Annotated in this window: 10 protein-coding genes, 1 tRNA gene and 1 pseudogene; 2 read left to right on the top strand and 10 right to left on the bottom strand. The window is 71.1% G+C overall.

The window, feature by feature from the left end; genetic code table 11:
• Window positions 1-30: 30 nt before the first annotated feature.
• The 3 genes from Sdi02f_RS13450 to Sdi02f_RS13440 are packed head-to-tail and all read right to left on the bottom strand — an operon-like array spanning window position 31 to window position 2,906.
• Window positions 31-1,206: a CaiB/BaiF CoA transferase family protein gene (locus Sdi02f_RS13450; RefSeq protein WP_108933315.1), complete on the bottom strand. Its 1,176-nt coding sequence runs from the start codon at window positions 1,204-1,206 to the stop codon at window positions 31-33.
• An 18-nt stretch (window positions 1,207-1,224) separates the two neighbouring features.
• Entirely contained in the window at window positions 1,225-1,899 is a 675-nt protein-coding gene (locus Sdi02f_RS13445; protein ID WP_030404923.1) for a TetR/AcrR family transcriptional regulator, read from the bottom strand.
• On the bottom strand, window positions 1,896-2,906 hold the full coding sequence (locus Sdi02f_RS13440; protein ID WP_030404924.1) for an acyl-CoA desaturase: 1,011 nt from the start codon (window positions 2,904-2,906) through the stop codon (window positions 1,896-1,898). The genes Sdi02f_RS13445 and Sdi02f_RS13440 overlap by 4 nt, the downstream gene beginning before the upstream one ends.
• Before the next feature lie 292 nt (window positions 2,907-3,198).
• Between Sdi02f_RS13440 and ppc the strand changes: the two genes are divergently transcribed.
• Complete coding sequence (ppc, locus tag Sdi02f_RS13435; protein ID WP_055468406.1) at window positions 3,199-5,934, top strand: phosphoenolpyruvate carboxylase; 2,736 nt, start codon at window positions 3,199-3,201, stop codon at window positions 5,932-5,934.
• Window positions 5,935-6,031: 97 nt separating this feature from the next.
• On the opposite strand, the gene Sdi02f_RS13430 is transcribed toward ppc, so the two are convergent.
• The 7 genes and pseudogenes from Sdi02f_RS13430 to Sdi02f_RS36385 all read right to left on the bottom strand — a co-directional run.
• The gene (locus tag Sdi02f_RS13430) at window positions 6,032-6,595 is read right to left on the bottom strand and encodes a hypothetical protein (RefSeq protein ID WP_108933314.1); all 564 of its coding nucleotides are present in this window, start codon (window positions 6,593-6,595) and stop codon (window positions 6,032-6,034) included.
• A gap of 52 nt (window positions 6,596-6,647) precedes the next feature.
• Window positions 6,648-7,244 carry an aminoacyl-tRNA hydrolase gene (gene pth / locus Sdi02f_RS13425; protein ID WP_030404927.1) on the bottom strand — a complete coding sequence of 199 codons (597 nt, stop codon included), beginning with the start codon at window positions 7,242-7,244 and terminating at the stop codon, window positions 6,648-6,650.
• 110 nt (window positions 7,245-7,354) lie between these two features.
• The gene (locus Sdi02f_RS13420; protein WP_030404928.1) at window positions 7,355-7,945 is read right to left on the bottom strand and encodes a 50S ribosomal protein L25/general stress protein Ctc; all 591 of its coding nucleotides are present in this window, start codon (window positions 7,943-7,945) and stop codon (window positions 7,355-7,357) included.
• 211 nt (window positions 7,946-8,156) lie between these two features.
• Entirely contained in the window at window positions 8,157-9,131 is a 975-nt protein-coding gene (locus Sdi02f_RS13415) for a ribose-phosphate diphosphokinase (RefSeq protein ID WP_030404929.1), read from the bottom strand.
• Window positions 9,132-9,263: 132 nt separating this feature from the next.
• Window positions 9,264-10,712: a bifunctional UDP-N-acetylglucosamine diphosphorylase/glucosamine-1-phosphate N-acetyltransferase GlmU gene (glmU, locus tag Sdi02f_RS13410; protein WP_031087139.1), complete on the bottom strand. Its 1,449-nt coding sequence runs from the start codon at window positions 10,710-10,712 to the stop codon at window positions 9,264-9,266.
• Between the two features lie 119 nt (window positions 10,713-10,831).
• A tRNA-Gln gene (locus Sdi02f_RS13405) sits at window positions 10,832-10,907 on the bottom strand.
• A gap of 143 nt (window positions 10,908-11,050) precedes the next feature.
• A pseudogene (locus Sdi02f_RS36385) lies at window positions 11,051-11,275 on the bottom strand (hypothetical protein); the annotation flags it as partial.
• A 133-nt stretch (window positions 11,276-11,408) separates the two neighbouring features.
• Between Sdi02f_RS36385 and Sdi02f_RS13395 the strand changes: the two are divergent.
• A complete protein-coding gene (locus Sdi02f_RS13395; protein ID WP_108933312.1) occupies window positions 11,409-12,728 on the top strand; it encodes a sensor histidine kinase in 1,320 nt (439 codons plus the stop codon).
• The last annotated feature ends 24 nt before the right edge of the window (window positions 12,729-12,752 follow it).

Below are 12,752 nucleotides of genomic sequence, written 5' to 3'. Positions count from 1 at the left end.
GCGGCCCGCCGCGCCGCTCCGGGCTCCGGCTCACACCACGCCGTCGGCGGCGAGCGCGTCGATGTCCTCCTCCGACAGACCGAGACCGCCGAGCACGGCGCGGGTGTGCTCGCCCAGCGCCGGGACCGCCTCCATGCGCGGCGCCCCGCCGGTCGGGCCGGGCAGGGCCAGCGCCGGGACCGGACCCGCCGGGGTGGGCACCTCGTACAGGCGACCGCGCGCGGCGAGCTGAGGGTGGTCCCACACCTCGGCGAGCGTGTTCACCCGGGCGTTGGCGACCGGCACCGCGTCGAGCAGCGCGATCGCCTCGGCACCGGTCAGCTCCGCGAACCGGGCCGCGATCAGCCCGTCCAGCTCCTCCCGGTGCGCGTCGCGGTCCGCGTTGGTGGCGTAGTGCGGATGACCGGCCAGCTCCGGGCGGCCCAGGAAACCCGCGCAGAACCCGCGCCACTCGCGCTCGTTCTGCACCGCCGTCATCACGACCGTCCCGTCGCCCGCCGTGAACGGGCCGTAGGGACAGATCGTCGCGTGCGCCGCGCCCGCCCGCGGCGGCGGCCCGGCACCGTCGAAGGAGTAGTAGAGGGGGAAACCCAGCCACTCCACCGTCGCCTCCAGCATCGACACGTCCAGGTGCGCGCCGTGCCCCGTCCGGCCCCGTTCGAGCAGCGCGGCGAGGACCGAGCTGTACGCGTACATCCCGGCGGCGATGTCCGCCACCGGGATGCCCGCCTTCGCCACCTCCCGCGGCGTGCCCGTGACCGACAGCAGCCCCGACTCGGACTGCACCAGCAGGTCGTACGCCTTGCGGCTGGCGTAGGGGCCCGGCGTGCCGTAGCCCGAGATGTCGCAGACGATCAGCCCCGGATGGGCCGCCCGCAGCTCCCCGGCGCCCAGACCGGCCCGGGCCGCCGCGCCCGGCGCCAGGTTCTGCAGGAAGACGTCGGCCCGCCCGATCAGCCGGCGCAGCAGCTCCAGGCCCCGCGGATCCTTGAAGTCCAGGGTGAGGGACTCCTTGTTGCGGTTGACCCACACGAAGTGCGAACTCAGCCCCCGCACCCGGGTGTCGTACGCCCGGGCGAAGTCCCCCGTCCCCGGGCGCTCCACCTTGATCACCCGCGCGCCCAGATCGGCGAGCTGACGGCTCGCGTACGGAGCGGCGATCGCCTGCTCCAGCGAGACGACGGTGACTCCGCGCAGCGGCTGCATGTCCTCGCCCCCCGGCGTCTAGCTCTTGCGGTGCCCGATCAGCCGCGGCTTCGGCTCCAGGCCGTCCAGGCCGTGCCAGGCCAGGTTCACCAGGTGCGCCGCCACCTCCGCCTTCTTCGGACGCCGCACGTCCAGCCACCACTGGCCGGTCAGCGCCACCATGCCGACCAGCGCCTGCGCGTACAGCGGGGCCAGCTTGGCGTCGAAGCCGCGGCTCTTGAACTCGCGGCCGAGGATGTCCTCCACCTGGGTGGCGATGTCCGAGATGAGAGAGGCGAAGGAGCCCGTCGACTGCGGGATGGGGGAGTCGCGGACCAGGATGCGGAACCCGTCCGTGTACTCCTCGATGTAGTCCAGGAGCGCGAAGGCCGCCTGCTCGCACAGCTCCCGCGGGTGCCCCGCGGTCAGGGAACCGGTCACCATCTCGAGCAGCCGCCGCATCTCGCGGTCCACGACCACCGCGTACAGGCCCTCCTTGCCGCCGAAGTGCTCGTAGACCACCGGCTTGGAGACCCCGGCCTTCGCCGCGATCTCCTCCACGGACGTGCCCTCGAAGCCCTTCTCCGCGAAGAGGGTGCGGCCGATCTCCAGCAACTGCTGGCGGCGCTCGGCGCCGGTCATCCGGGTGCGACGTGCGCGCCGCGGCTTCTCGTTGCTTGGGGTGCTGCTGGAGGTCGCCACGGCGTCAATCATGCCGCCTTCGCCGTCTCCTTCCGGCGGCGGGCGTCGTCCTGCTCCGTGGTGCGGCGCGAATCGATGCGCGAACGTGACGGCCAGCGCACGTCGTACGCCCATCCCAGCCGCTCGAACCAGCGGATCAGCCGCGCGGAGGAGTCCACCTGCCCGCGCATCACCCCGTGCCGCGCCGACGTCGGGTCCGCGTGGTGCAGGTTGTGCCACGACTCGCCGCAGGACAGGACCGCCAGCCACCACACGTTGCCCGAACGGTCCCGGGACTTGAACGGGCGCTTGCCCACCGCGTGGCAGATCGAGTTGATCGACCACGTCACATGGTGCAGCAACGCCACCCGGACGAGTGAACCCCAGAAGAACCCGGTGAACGCCCCCCACCAGGACATCGTGACCAGCCCGCCGATCAGCGCCGGCAGCGCCAGGGACACCACCGTCCACAGCACGAACTGGCGGGAGACCGCCCGCAGCGCCGGGTCCTTGATCAGGTCCGGGGCGTACTTGTCCTGCGGCGTCTGCTCCTCGTCGAACATCCATGCGATGTGGGCCCACCACAGGCCCTTGAGCAGCGCGGGCACCGTCTCGCCGTACCGCCACGGCGAGTGCGGATCGCCCTCGGCGTCCGAGAACTTGTGGTGCTTGCGGTGGTCGGCCACCCAGCGCACCAGCGGCCCCTCGACCGCCATCGACCCGGCGATCGCCAGCGCGATCTTCAACGGCCGCTTCGCCTTGAAGGAACCATGGGTGAAGTGGCGGTGGAAGCCGATCGTGATGCCGTGGCAGCCCAGGAAGTAGAAGAAGACCAGCAGCCCCAGGTCCAGCCAGCTCACGCCCCACCCCCACGCCAGTGGCACCGCCGCCACCAGCGCGAGGAACGGAACGGCGATGAACAGCAGCAGCGTGATCTGCTCGATCGAACGCTTCTGTTCACCGCCCAGCGTGGCGGAGGACGCCGCGGCGGAGCCGGCCGGCTGCGGAGCGTCTGGAATCACATCGGAACTCGTGGTCATGCGCGTCCCCTGTGGGGTCGAGGGTGGGTCCGGTGCCGGGCTCCGGAAACCCGCGCGGTTTTCCTACGGTTCCGTAACCTACGGCGACGTAAGTATGGCAGTGCGTGGCCGCACGGCAAGAGCCCCAGAGCCTGCGCGTCCCGGCCGACACCTATCCTGGGAGTCGGTCGGACAGCGCGGTCCGCTCTGATTACTTCCCGGACGTCCGGACCGGTAAGCGGCGCCCCGCCGCGCGAGACGGCCGTCCGGGTTCCCTCCCAGACGAGCTTCAACACTGCAAGGAGCCGCACCTGTGAGCAGTGCCGACGACCAGACCACCACGACGACCAGCAGCGAGCTGCGCGCCGACATCCGCCGGCTGGGTGATCTCCTCGGGGAGACCCTCGTCCGCCAGGAGGGCCCCGAGCTGCTGGAACTCGTCGAGAAGGTACGCCGACTCACCCGCGAGGACGGCGAGGCCGCCGCCGAACTGCTGCGCGGCACCGAACTGGAGACCGCCGCCAAGCTCGTGCGCGCCTTCTCCACCTACTTCCACCTCGCCAACGTCACCGAACAGGTCCACCGCGGCCGCGAACTCGGCGCCAAGCGCGCCGCCGAGGGCGGACTGCTCGCCCGCACGGCCGACCGGCTCAAGGACGCCGACCCCGAGCACCTGCGCGAAACGGTCCGCAACCTCAACGTGCGCCCCGTCTTCACCGCGCACCCCACCGAGGCCGCCCGCCGCTCCGTCCTCAACAAGCTGCGCCGCATCGCCGCCCTCCTGGACACCCCGGTCAACGAGTCCGACCGCCGCCGCCTGGACACCCGCCTCGCCGAGAACATCGACCTGGTGTGGCAGACCGACGAACTGCGCGTCGTACGGCCCGAGCCCGCCGACGAGGCCCGCAACGCCATCTACTACCTCGACGAACTCCACGCCGGTGCCGTCGGCGACGTCCTGGAGGACCTCACCGCCGAGCTGGAGCGCGCCGGCGTCAAGCTCCCGGACGACACCCGCCCCCTCACCTTCGGCACCTGGATCGGCGGCGACCGCGACGGCAACCCCAACGTCACCCCCGACGTGACCTGGGACATCCTCATCCTCCAGCACGAACACGGCATCAACGACGCCCTGGAGATGATCGACGAGCTGCGCGGCTTCCTCTCCAACTCCATCCGCTACGCGGGCGCCACGGACGAACTGCTGGCCTCCCTCCAGACCGACCTGGAGCGGCTGCCCGAGATCAGCCCCCGCTACAAGCGCCTCAACGCCGAGGAGCCGTACCGGCTCAAGGCCACCTGCATCCGGCAGAAGCTGGAGAACACCAAGCAGCGCCTCGCCAAGGGCACCCCCCACGAAGAGGGCCGCGACTACCTCGGCACCGCCCAGCTCATCGACGACCTGCGCATCGTCCAGACCTCCCTGCGCGAGCACCGCGGCGGCCTCTTCGCCGACGGCCGCCTCGCCCGCACCATCCGCACCCTGGCCGCCTTCGGCCTCCAGCTCGCCACCATGGACGTCCGCGAACACGCCGACGCCCACCACCACGCCCTCGGCCAGCTCTTCGACCGGCTCGGCGAGGAGTCCTGGCGCTACGCCGACATGCCCCGCGAGTACCGCACCAAGCTCCTCGCCAAGGAACTGCGCTCCCGCAGGCCGCTGGCCCCCACCCCGGCCCCCGTCGACGCCCCCGGCGAGAAGACCCTCGGCGTCTTCCAGACCGTCCGGCGCGCGCTGGAGGTCTTCGGCCCCGAGGTCATCGAGTCCTACATCATCTCCATGTGCCAGGGCGCCGACGACGTCTTCGCCGCGGCCGTGCTGGCCCGCGAGGCCGGGCTGATCGACCTGCACGCCGGCTGGGCCAGGATCGGCATCGTGCCGCTGCTGGAGACCACCGACGAGCTCAAGGCCGCCGACACCATCCTGGAGGACCTGCTCGCCGACCCCTCCTACCGGCGCCTGGTCGCCCTGCGCGGCGACGTCCAGGAGGTCATGCTCGGCTACTCCGACTCCTCCAAGTTCGGCGGCATCACCACCAGCCAGTGGGAGATCCACCGCGCCCAGCGCCGCCTGCGCGACGTCGCCCACCGCTACGGGGTGCGGCTGCGCCTCTTCCACGGCCGCGGCGGCACCGTCGGCCGCGGCGGCGGCCCCACCCACGACGCGATCCTCGCCCAGCCCTGGGGCACCCTGGAGGGCGAGATCAAGGTCACCGAACAGGGCGAGGTCATCTCCGACAAGTACCTCATCCCGGCGCTCGCCCGGGAGAACCTGGAGCTGACCGTCGCGGCCACCCTCCAGGCCTCCGCCCTGCACACCGCACCCCGCCAGTCCGACGAGGCCCTCGCCCGCTGGGACGCCGCCATGGACGTCGTCTCCGACGCCGCCCACACGGCCTACCGCAAGCTCGTCGAGGACCCCGACCTGCCGACCTACTTCCTGGCCTCCACGCCGGTCGACCAGCTCGCCGACCTGCACCTGGGCTCGCGGCCCTCCCGCCGCCCCGGCTCCGGCGTCTCCCTCGACGGACTGCGCGCCATCCCGTGGGTGTTCGGCTGGACCCAGTCCCGGCAGATCGTCCCCGGCTGGTACGGCGTCGGCTCCGGCCTCAAGGCCCTGCGCGAGGCCGGTCTGGACACGGTGCTGGACGAGATGCACCAGCAGTGGCACTTCTTCCGGAACTTCATCTCCAACGTCGAGATGACCCTCGCCAAGACCGACCTGCGCATCGCCCAGCACTACGTCGACACCCTCGTCCCGGACGAGCTCAAGCACGTCTTCGACGCCATCAAGGCCGAGCACGAGCTGACGGTCCGCGAGGTCCTGCGCGTCACCGGCGAGAAGGAACTCCTCGACGCCGACCCGGTCCTCAAGCAGACCTTCACCATCCGCGACGCCTACCTCGACCCCATCTCCTACCTCCAGGTCGCCCTCCTGGGCCGCCAGCGCGAGGCCGCCGCCGCGGGCGAAACCCCCGACCCCCTCCTCGCCCGCGCCCTCCTCCTCACGGTCAACGGCGTAGCCGCGGGCCTGCGCAACACGGGCTGACCGCGGCCCACCCGCGCCCACCCCGGCGCCCCGCACGTGACACACCGGTGCCCCGAGCTCACCGAGCCCGGGGCACCTCACGTCGTACGCCGCAACCTCACACCGCGAAGAACGCCGCCGTCAGCAGCGCGAGACCCGCCGCCGCCATCCCCCACGCCGCCCGAGTCCGCCGCAACCCGCCCGCCACGATCACCGACGCCAGCAACAGCGCCCCGCCCAACGGCACCCAGGCGTACAGGATCCCGGCCGGACCCGACCGCACCGCGCCGTCACCGCCGGGCTTCAGCACCACGCTGTACGTCCGCCCCTCCGCCACCGCGACCGAGTCCTCGACGACGACCCGCTCCCGCGCCTGCGACCCCGCCGACACCGGCGTGTACGGCCCGCTGCACGTCCCACCGCCGCACCGCGTCACCTCGATCGTGCCCTGCTCCCGCCCCTTGGTCAGCAGCACGTGCTGCGCCGTGCCCCAGGACGCCCAGACCCCCGCGATCAGGATCAGCGCCGTCACCGTCCCCATCGCCGCGACCCGGCCGAACGTCAGCAGGGCGGAGGAGGCGGCGGACGTGGAAGACACAGCGGACGCGGGCGACGCGGAGGACGACGACGGGGCCTGACGGGCCCGAGCGGCGGCGGCGGAGGCAGGCATGGCGGGGATCATTGGCCATGTCCGCACGCCCGGTCAACTCACCCGCGCACCATCGGGGGACAAGTCAGGAGTTGTACGCGCTCTGCGCCCGCTCCAGCCCCTCGATCACCAGCGCCTCCACCGCGTCGGCCGCCCGGTCCACGAAGTAGCCCAGCTCCTTGCGCTCCGCCGACGAGAAGTCCCGCAGCACGAAGTCCGCCACCGGCATCCGCCCCGGCGGCCGCCCGATCCCGAAGCGCACCCGGTGATAGTCCGGACCGAGCGACTTCGTGATCGACTTCAGCCCGTTGTGCCCGTTGTCCCCGCCGCCCAGCTTCAGCCGCAGGACGCCGTAGTCGATGTCCAACTCGTCGTGCACCGCCACGACGTTGCCCACCGGGACCTTGTAGAAGTCCCGCAGCACCGTCACCGGACCGCCCGACACGTTCATGAACGACATCGGCTTCGCCAGGATCACCCGCCGGTTCGCGGGGCCGGGGGGACCGATCCGCCCCTCCACCACCTGCGCCTGCGCCTTGCCGTGCCGCTTGAACCGCGCCCCGATCCGCTCCGCCAGCAGATCCGCCACCATGAAACCGACGTTGTGCCGGTTCGCGGCGTACTCACCGCCCGGATTGCCGAGGCCGGCCACCAGCCACGGCGCACCCGCGTCCGTCGTCACGTCCCTGTCTCCTTCGCGTCCCTCGAACCCGTGCCCGCCCCTCCACACATACGCGTCGGCCGCTGCCCCGCACGGGAACAGCGGCCGACCACGATGACCTCGGGGGAGGATCAGGCCTCGGCGGCCTCGTCGCCCGCACCCTCGGCCGGGGCCTCCTCGGCCTGCGCCGACAGGACCTGCAGCACCACGGTCTCCGGCTCGACGGCCAGCTTCACGCCGGACGGCAGCTCGATGTCCTTGGCGAGGACCGAGGCCGGCGCCTCCAGGCCCGCCACCGACACGGTGACCTGCTGCGGGATGTGCGTGGCCTCGGCCTCGACCGGCAGCGCGTCCAGGACGTACTCCAGCAGGTAGCCGCCCGGGGCCAGCTCGCCCTCGGCCTGCACCGGGATGTCGACGGTCACGGTCTCGCCGCTCTTGACCATCAGCAGGTCCACGTGCTCCAGGAAGCCCTTGATCGGGTCGCGCTGCACCGACTTCGGGATCACCAGCTGGTTGCTCTTGCCGTCGATGAGCAGGTTGATCAGGACGTTCGGCGTACGCAGCGCCATCAGCAGGTCGTGACCCGGCAGCGTCACGTGCAGCGGCTCCAGGCCGTGCTCGTACACCACACCGGGGACCTTGTTGTCACGGCGGATACGACGCGCGGCACCCTTGCCGAACTCGGTGCGCGTCTCGACGGCGATCTTCACCTCGGGCATGAACACTCCTCGTGGAAAACAGGAACGGACGTGGTCACCCGGCCACGAACGGCCTGCTACGAAGAGCGCGTCGATAACGGAGACCCACACCCGCGAACACGAGTACGGCCTCCCTCGCCGAGCAACTCCAGCAGTCTACTCGGACAGGAAGGCCGTACCCAAAACGATCAACAGGCGAGGTCGCAGCCTGCAGAACGGTTACTGCACAAGCTCACTGCTCGTCGAACAGGCTCGTCACCGAACCGTCCTCGAACACCTCGCGCACCGCACGCGCGATCGTCGGCGCGATCGACAGCACCGTGATCTTGTCCAGCTCCAGCTCGCTCGGCGTCGGCAGCGTGTTCGTGAACACGAACTCGCTCACCTTCGAGTTCTTCAGCCGGTCCGCCGCCGGACCCGACAGCACACCGTGCGTCGCCGTCACGATGACGTCCTCCGCACCGTGGGCGAACAGCGCGTCCGCCGCCGCACAGATCGTGCCACCCGTGTCGATCATGTCGTCCACCAGGACGCAGATACGCCCCTTCACATGACCCACGACCTCGTGCACCGTGACCTGGTTCGCCACGTCCTTGTCCCGCCGCTTGTGCACGATCGCCAGCGGCGCGCCCAGACGGTCGCACCAACGGTCGGCCACCCGCACCCGGCCGGCGTCCGGCGAGACCACCGTCAGCTTCGAACGGTCCACCTTCGCGCCCACGTAGTCCGCCAGCAGCGGCAGCGCGAACAGGTGGTCCACCGGGCCGTCGAAGAAGCCCTGGATCTGGTCCGTGTGCAGATCCACCGTCAGAATCCGGTCCGCACCCGCCGTCTTCATCAGGTCCGCGACCAGACGCGCCGAGATCGGTTCACGGCCGCGGTGCTTCTTGTCCTGCCGCGCGTAACCGTAGAACGGCACGATCACGGTGATGGAGCGGGCCGACGCGCGCTTCAACGCGTCGATCATGATGAGCTGCTCCATGATCCACTTGTTGATCGGAGCCGTGTGGCTCTGGATCAGGAAACAGTCCGCACCACGTGCAGACTCCTGATACCGCACGTAGATCTCGCCGTTGGCGAAATCGAAGGCCTTCGTCGGGACGACCCCGACACCCAACTGCTGGGCGACCTCCTCGGCAAGCTCGGGGTGTGCGCGGCCGGAGAAGAGCATCATCTTCTTCTCGCCGGTCGTCTTGATCCCGGTCACAGCACTTTCTCCTCAGAGGTTCGCAGCTGAGCGACATGGGCGCTCACCCGACTGACCGCGGGGGCGTCTCAGCTTGTGGGGTGCGGATGTGCACTTATCACGGTACGCCGTGTCCGACGCGCCGGTTTCCGGTCAGTCTTCGCCGTCAGCCTCGCGGGACGCCGCCTCGGCCGCCTTCGCCGCCGCGCTCCCCGGACGCTTGCGGGCCACCCAACCCTCGATATTCCGCTGCTGGCCACGGGCCACGGCCAGCGAACCGGGCGGCACGTCCTTCGTGATCACCGAGCCGGCGGCGGTGTAGGCACCGTCCCCGACCGTGACAGGAGCCACAAACATGTTGTCCGAACCGGTACGGCAGTGCGAGCCGATCGTCGTGTGGTGCTTGTCCTGCCCGTCGTAGTTCACGAACACGCTCGCGGCACCGATGTTCGTGAACTCGCCGATCGTCGCGTCACCCATGTACGACAGGTGCGGGACCTTCGTCCCCTCGCCGATCGAGGCGTTCTTCGCCTCGACGAACGTACCGATCTTCGACTTGAGACCCAGCCGGGTCCCGGGCCGCAGATACGCGTACGGACCCACGGATGCCTGCGGACCGACGTGGGCGCCGTTGGCGACCGTGTTGTCCACCCGCGCCCCCGCCTCGACGCGGGTGTCCGTCAGACGGGTGTTGGGGCCCACCTCGCAGCCCTGCGCCAGATGCGTCGCCCCGTGCAACTGCGTGCCCGGGTGGACGACCACGTCCTGCTCGAACGTCACCGTCACGTCCACCCACGTCGTCGCCGGGTCCACCACCGTCACGCCGGCCAGCATCGCCCCGGTCAGCAGCCGGTCGTTGAGGATCCGGCGCGCCTCGGCGAGCTGCACCCGGTTGTTGATCCCCGCGATCTCGCGGTGGTCGCCGGCCACCGACGCACCCACCCGGTGCCCCGCCTCGCGCAGGATCCCGAGCACGTCCGTCAGGTACTCCTCGCCCTGGCTGTTGTCCGTGCGCACCTTGCCCAGCGCGTCCGCGAGCAACTGGCCGTCGAAGGCGAAGACACCCGAGTTGATCTCCCGGATCGCCCGCTGCGACTCCGAGGCGTCCTTGTGCTCCACGATCGCCGTGACGGCGCCCGAGGCCCCGTCCCGCACGATCCGGCCGTACCCGGTCGCGTCCGGCACCTCGGCCGTCAGCACGGTGACGGCGTTCCCGTCGGCGGTGTGGGTGGCGGCGAGGGCCTTGAGCGTCTCGCCGGTGAGGAGGGGAGTGTCCCCGCAGACCACCACCACGGTCCCGTCCACGGCACCGCCCAGCGCCTCCAGACCCATCCGCACGGCGTGCCCGGTGCCGTTCTGCTGCTCCTGGACGGCGGTGCGGACGCCGGGGGCGACCTCGGCGAGGTGCGCGGTGACCTTCTCGCGGGCGTGCCCGACGACGGCGACCAGGTGCTCGGGGTCCAGCTCACCGGCGGCGGCGAGCACGTGCCCGACGAGGGACCGGCCGCACAGCTCGTGCAGGACCTTGGGTGTGGCCGACTTCATACGGGTGCCCTCACCCGCTGCGAGAACGACGACGGCTGCCGGGCGAATGGCGCTCACGGGATGCCCTTCGGCTGTTGAGGAGGTGGGGACATCCGCAGGATACCGGGGCGGTTTGCGGGGGACATGAGTGCGGGCCCCGACGGTGGAGTCAGGGCCCGCGAAGAGGTCACGCGCAGTGGCTCCCCCGCAAGGATTCGAACCTTGTCCTGCTAGATCCAAAATCTAGTGTGCTGCCGGTTACACCACGGGGGAACGTGCGTCAGACCTTACCGGAGTCGTGTGACGGCGTCAGCGACGATTCCCGTCCACCAGCCTTCGGTCCGGCGGTACAACTCAGCACTCCGGCGCACGGTGAGCACGAGACAACCGCGGCAGTCGTCGCCCGTGTTCCTGCGTTGGAGGCGTAGCTCCCTGGCCTTCGCACGCAGGTCGTCCTTGGCGCGCGGCCGCTTCGTCCACTCGGGAGGCGGCTCGCCCTTCACGAGCCGGTTGAGGATGTCGTTGTTGAAGACCTTCAGCTCGTCGCGGATCCGCCGAAGGCTGTAGCCGGCCCGCCGCAGCGCCCCCGCCCGCTCCCGCAGCCCTGCGAAGTCCGCGTACTTGTTCTGTGAACGTGCCATGGGCGTACCGTCCGGCCGGAATCATCGCCTCCGGAGGTGAACGGTGGGGGTTCTCCAGTTCGAGGGATATCGCGTCCTATCGTTTGTCGAAAGTCACCGGAAAAGGGGCGGTCGGCGCCCGTAGGCTGGAGGCATGACCACGACGGGGGAAGACCACGTGCCGGCCCGGGGCGGGCCCGCGTGGTGGGACAGGCGGCGCGGTGCGGTGCTCGACGTGAGCCTCGGGGCCGTGTCCGCGCTGGAGTGTGCGGCGGAGGGGGTTCCGTTCGCGCGGGACGCCGGGATCCCGGTGGGGACGGGGGTCCTGTTCGGACTGCTGGCCGGTTCGGTGCTGGTGGTGCGGCGGAAGTGGCCGATCGCGGTGGTGCTGGTGGCGCTGGCCATCACGCCGGCCGAGATGGGCTTCCTGCTGGGTGTCGTCGGCCTGTACACACTGGCGGCGTCGGAGCTGCCGCGGCGGATCATCGGGGCCCTGGCGGGGATGACGTTCCTGGGGACGTTGATCGTGACGTTCGTGCGGCTGCGGCAGGACATGGGCCGGGACGGCGTGGACGTGGGGGACTGGTTCTTTCCCTTCGCGTCGATCGGGACGTCCCTGGGCATGACCGCGCCGCCCCTGCTGCTCGGCCTCTACGTGGGGCAGCGGCGCCGGCTGATGGAGAGCCTGCGGGAGCGGGCGGACAGCCTGGAGCGGGAGCTGCAACTGCTCGCCGAGCGGGCGGAGGAGCGCGCGGAGTGGGCGCGCGGCGAGGAGCGGACGCGCATCGCGCGGGAGATGCACGACGTGGTCGCGCACCGGGTGAGTCTGATGGTGGTGCATGCCGCCGCGCTCCAGGCGGTGGCGCGGAAGGACCCGGAGAAGGCGGTGAAGAACGCGGCACTGGTGGGGGACATGGGGCGGCAGGCGCTGACGGAGCTGCGGGAGATGCTCGGGGTGCTGCGCAGCGGTGGGGGCGGTGCGCGTGCGGAGCGGGCGTCGGTGCCGTTGGCGGCGGTGGGCGTGGCCGCCGCGGTGGCGGCTTCGCGGGCGGCGGAGGGCGGGGAGGCGTCGTCGGACGGGCCGTGTCTGTCGGAGCTGGACGAGCTGATCGGGCAGTCGCAGGCGGCCGGGATGGTCGTAGACCTGTCGGTGGAGGGGGAGACGCGGCCGTACGCGGCGGAGGTGGAGTCCACCGCGTTCCGGGTGGTGCAGGAGGCGTTGACGAACGTGCACAAGCACGCGGCGGGCGCGAAGACGTATGTGCGGCTGGCGCACCGGGTCTCGGAGATCGCGATGCAGGTGGAGAACGAGCCGCCGCCGGAGCCGTCGGGGGAGGCGTCGGCGCGGCTGCCGTCCGGGGGCAACGGTCTGGTGGGGATGAAGGAGCGGGTGGCCGCTCTGGGGGGTGTCTTCGTGTCGGGGCCGACCGATGCGGGGGGTTTCCGGGTGTCGGCGGTGATTCCGGCGTCGTAGGTCCGGCGGCGTGGGCGCCGAGCG

The sequence above is a fragment of the Streptomyces ardesiacus genome (assembly GCF_003112575.1).
Lineage (GTDB): Bacteria > Actinomycetota > Actinomycetes > Streptomycetales > Streptomycetaceae > Streptomyces > Streptomyces ardesiacus.
This window is presented reverse-complemented; position numbering and strand designations above follow the sequence as displayed.